Annotated in this window: 4 protein-coding genes; 3 read left to right on the top strand and 1 reads right to left on the bottom strand. The window is 50.5% G+C overall.

Going from position 1 to position 3,403, the window contains the following annotated elements; all coding sequences use genetic code 11:
- A partial coding sequence (locus tag Q0614_RS06640) for an SPFH domain-containing protein (RefSeq protein WP_298787461.1) occupies nt 1-1,379 on the bottom strand: 1,379 nt, incomplete at its 3' end.
- A gap of 153 nt (nt 1,380-1,532) precedes the next feature.
- Between Q0614_RS06640 and Q0614_RS06635 the strand changes: the two genes are divergently transcribed.
- The 3 genes from Q0614_RS06635 to Q0614_RS06625 form a co-directional block, all read left to right on the top strand.
- A complete protein-coding gene (locus Q0614_RS06635) occupies nt 1,533-2,552 on the top strand; it encodes an ABC transporter substrate-binding protein (RefSeq protein WP_298787459.1) in 1,020 nt (339 codons plus the stop codon).
- Between the two features lie 49 nt (nt 2,553-2,601).
- Nucleotides 2,602-2,832: a hypothetical protein gene (locus Q0614_RS06630; RefSeq protein WP_298787457.1), complete on the top strand. Its 231-nt coding sequence runs from the start codon at nt 2,602-2,604 to the stop codon at nt 2,830-2,832.
- A 98-nt stretch (nt 2,833-2,930) separates the two neighbouring features.
- Nucleotides 2,931-3,403 (top strand): methyltransferase (locus Q0614_RS06625; RefSeq protein WP_298787453.1); only part of this gene is annotated, 473 nt, incomplete at its 3' end.

Genomic DNA, 3,403 nt, shown 5'->3' with positions numbered 1-3,403 from the left:
ACCTTTTTGCCGACCTCGCTTTGATTTAGCGCTTCGAGCATCGCGGCTAGCTGCGTGCCGCCCTTGGCGCTTAAAATTTCGCCGAATTTACTCATCCCCTCGCCTACGCTGCCTTCGTTTGCGATGATCTTAAGATCCGCCGCGCTTAGCGCCTTAGCCTGCTCCAGGCCGATGTCGCGGTTCGCTTCGATCTGTTTGATCGAGATCAGATAGGTCTGATAGCCCTGATTTTCGCCGATCTCGCGCGCCAGCTCGATCTGTGCATTTACCGGCGCGAGCTCTTTTAGCCTAAGCGCCTCGGCCTCTGCAGAGCCTATCTTTAGCGTACCCTGCGCTTCTTTGTCCTTCATCTCCAAAAGCGCCGCGGCGGCGAGAAATTGCTTCTCTTTATCGCCCTGCGCTACTAAAATTTGATTTTCCTTGATCGCTTCGGCGTCGCGGATTTTGGCGTTTTTGCGCGCTTCGGCGTCGATCTCGATCTTGCGCTGCTCCTGCTCGGCCTTTACGATCTCCACTTGCTTTTTGATCTCGGCCTGCTTGACGTCGTTTACCCGCACGACCTCCATCGCCTTTTCCTGCGTGATCTTTTGCTGATCCTTGATGAGCTGCTCGGCCTGCTCCTTTGAAATCGCGACCTCTCGCTCGTTTTCGACGGTTTTAAGGCCCACCATCTTATTGGCCTCCTGCTGGCGCACTTCGGTCGCCTGCGCGGCTTCGATCTCGGCGATCTGAGCAAGCTTGGTGTTGTTTGCCACTTCGACGCGGCTTTCCTTTTCGATCTGGGATTTTTTCTTCTCCATGATGTTTAAGATGACCTTGCTGCCGCTGCTATCTCGGATATCCATCAGCTCGATGTTTTTGACGGGCTCAATACCCCAGTTTTGCAGCTGCGTCTTTACCGCCTTGGTAAAATCGTCTCCGAGCTCAGAGCGGATCTGCAAGATGTCCTCAAGCACGCGGCTCGAAAGGATCGAGCGGATCGAGCCTTGAATGATATTCCTAAGCTGATTGTTAAGATCCTCAAAATTATTGACACGTTGCGCAGCTAAATTTGAATCCATAATCCTAAAAAACGCCGTTATATCGACTACGAAAGGAAGCCTACCCAGATCATACGCCTCATAATCCTCGATCTTGATACTAAAGACTGAGACCGGCAAAACGATCTTCGTAACGCCCAGCACCGGCACCCAACTCGGGAATTCATAATAGCTGTTGCCATTACCGGTATCTTTGCCGTAGCTCGTCGTCTTGCGCGCGCTTTGGACGATATGCACTTCATTCGTCTCCACTATGCGCCTGAAAAACAGCGGCACGATGATAAAAAGCGCGATTAAAACCCCGACGGCGGCACCTATCAAATATAAAATTTCACCCATTTTCTCTCCTTCAAAAATGCTAAATTTAAAATAGATTATATAAAAATTTACTTTGAAAAATAATAAATAATCGCGGCGAGTAAAATTTACGCAATTTTAATGAGATTTTATGTAATATCTCGGCGTATATTTCAATACCGTTTAGGAGAAAAAATGAAAAAATTTTTATTACTGCTTTTAGTGGGTGCGCTTTTTGCGAGCGCGGCAGAGCTTAGAACTATCAAGGATATGGACGGAGCTGAGGTCAAAATCCCCGCAAAAGTTGAGCGTATCGCGGCACTCTGGCACTCGAACAATCAAATTTTACTGGCCCTAGGAGGAGCGGACAAGATCGTCGCTACTACTGATTATATCAGCAAAAACGCATGGTTTCGTAAAATTTATCCGCGCCTGGCGCAGATCCCCGTGCTTCTAAAAAACAACGACGTAAATTTAGAGGAGCTGATGAGCCGCAACCCCGACGTAGTCATCATCTCAACCGCGCTGGCGGGCGAAAATTTAGCTAAGCAGGGCTTTACCGTTTTAAAGGCGTCATTTAGCGATTATGAGCAGATGAGGCGCAGCATCAGGATGTGCGGCGATATGCTAGGCGGCGACGCCCCGCAAAGAGCGAAGGATCTAATCGCAAATCTCGATAAAAATATCGCTTTGGTTAGCGGCCGCACCGCAAATTTAAGCCCCGATAAGCGCCCGCGCGTCCTTCACATCGTAGGCGGAACCGATCTTTTAAAGATAGACGGTAAAGGCACGCTGATCGATTCTTGGATAGAGCTAGCCGGCGGCACGAACGCGATCACCGCTACCAAAGGCCCGATGAAAACGATCACCGCCGAGGAGATCATCGCGAGCAACCCGCAGATCATAATCGTGGGCGGCGATCACAACGAAGATGCGGTAGAGAAAATCAAATCAAGTCCGGTTTACAGCGGCACGGATGCGGTCAAAAACGGGCGCGTTTACGGCAATCCGCGCGGGGTTTTCAACTGGGATCGATACGGCGCGGATACGGTGCTTCAAATTTTATGGGCGGCAAAAACCATCCAGCCCGAGCTTTTTGCCGACATCGACGTGAAAGCCGAAACGAAGGCGTTTTATAAAAAATTTATGAATTACGAGCTCAGCGATACGGAATTTGGCTATATCTTAAAAGGACTCAATCCAGAGGGTAAATAGCGCGATACCGAACTAGCGGCATCAGCGCTACACCTAGCAGGCAGCATCTGTGCCGAACGCTCATGTAGTAGGCGGCGGATACATCGGCACAGAATGTTTCATCGTGCGGCAGTACATCGGCGCCGAGAAGACCGCCATTTTACCAGCGCCGAAACCTCTTTCAACAAATAGCGCCAAGCGGGCCGATGCCATATACTTCATCAAAGCGGCATCGGCGGCGGGCGGCGTACCGAGCAAACATAGCCGCAGCATGTCAAACAGGCGGTGCGAGGCGGAGTAAAATTTAAACTCGCGGCGGGCGGAAAAGGACAAAGCAACGACAAGCAAACAAAGGCAAGACAAAGCTGCAAGATAAAATTTAAAGCAAAGGGAGTGGTCATGGAAATTTCATTTTTTACGACGCTTGAGCCTGCTCTAGCGGGTGCTTGGATACCCTCATTTGCGATGGTGCTGATACAGTTCGCGTATATGTTTATCTACAAAGAGGTCGGCAAGCGCGCCACCGATACCTCGTGGTACACGCTCGCGGACAAGCGAAATGCGATCATAAGCTCGCTGCTGCAAGTAGCGCTGCTTATTTTGTCGGTGTTCGTGCCTCTTAAGACGGACAGCGCGTGGTTTTGGATCGGAGCGGTGATCTATATAGCGGCTTTTGCGGGCTTCATCAAGGCGTTTTACGACTATGCGGCAACTCCTGCGGACAGAGCCGCACAGGGCGGCATCTACCGCCTATCGCGCAATCCGATGTATTTCTTTTATTTCCTCGGCATGGCGGGCGTTTGCATCGCTTCGGCGTCGCTGTGGCTACTCATAGTGATAGTGCCCTTTGCCATATACAACCATCTCGTGGT

The organism is uncultured Campylobacter sp. (genome assembly GCF_937997595.1).
GTDB lineage: Bacteria > Campylobacterota > Campylobacteria > Campylobacterales > Campylobacteraceae > Campylobacter_B.
The sequence above is the reverse complement of the archived record's forward strand: the minus strand, read 5'-3'. Positions and strand labels throughout refer to the sequence as shown.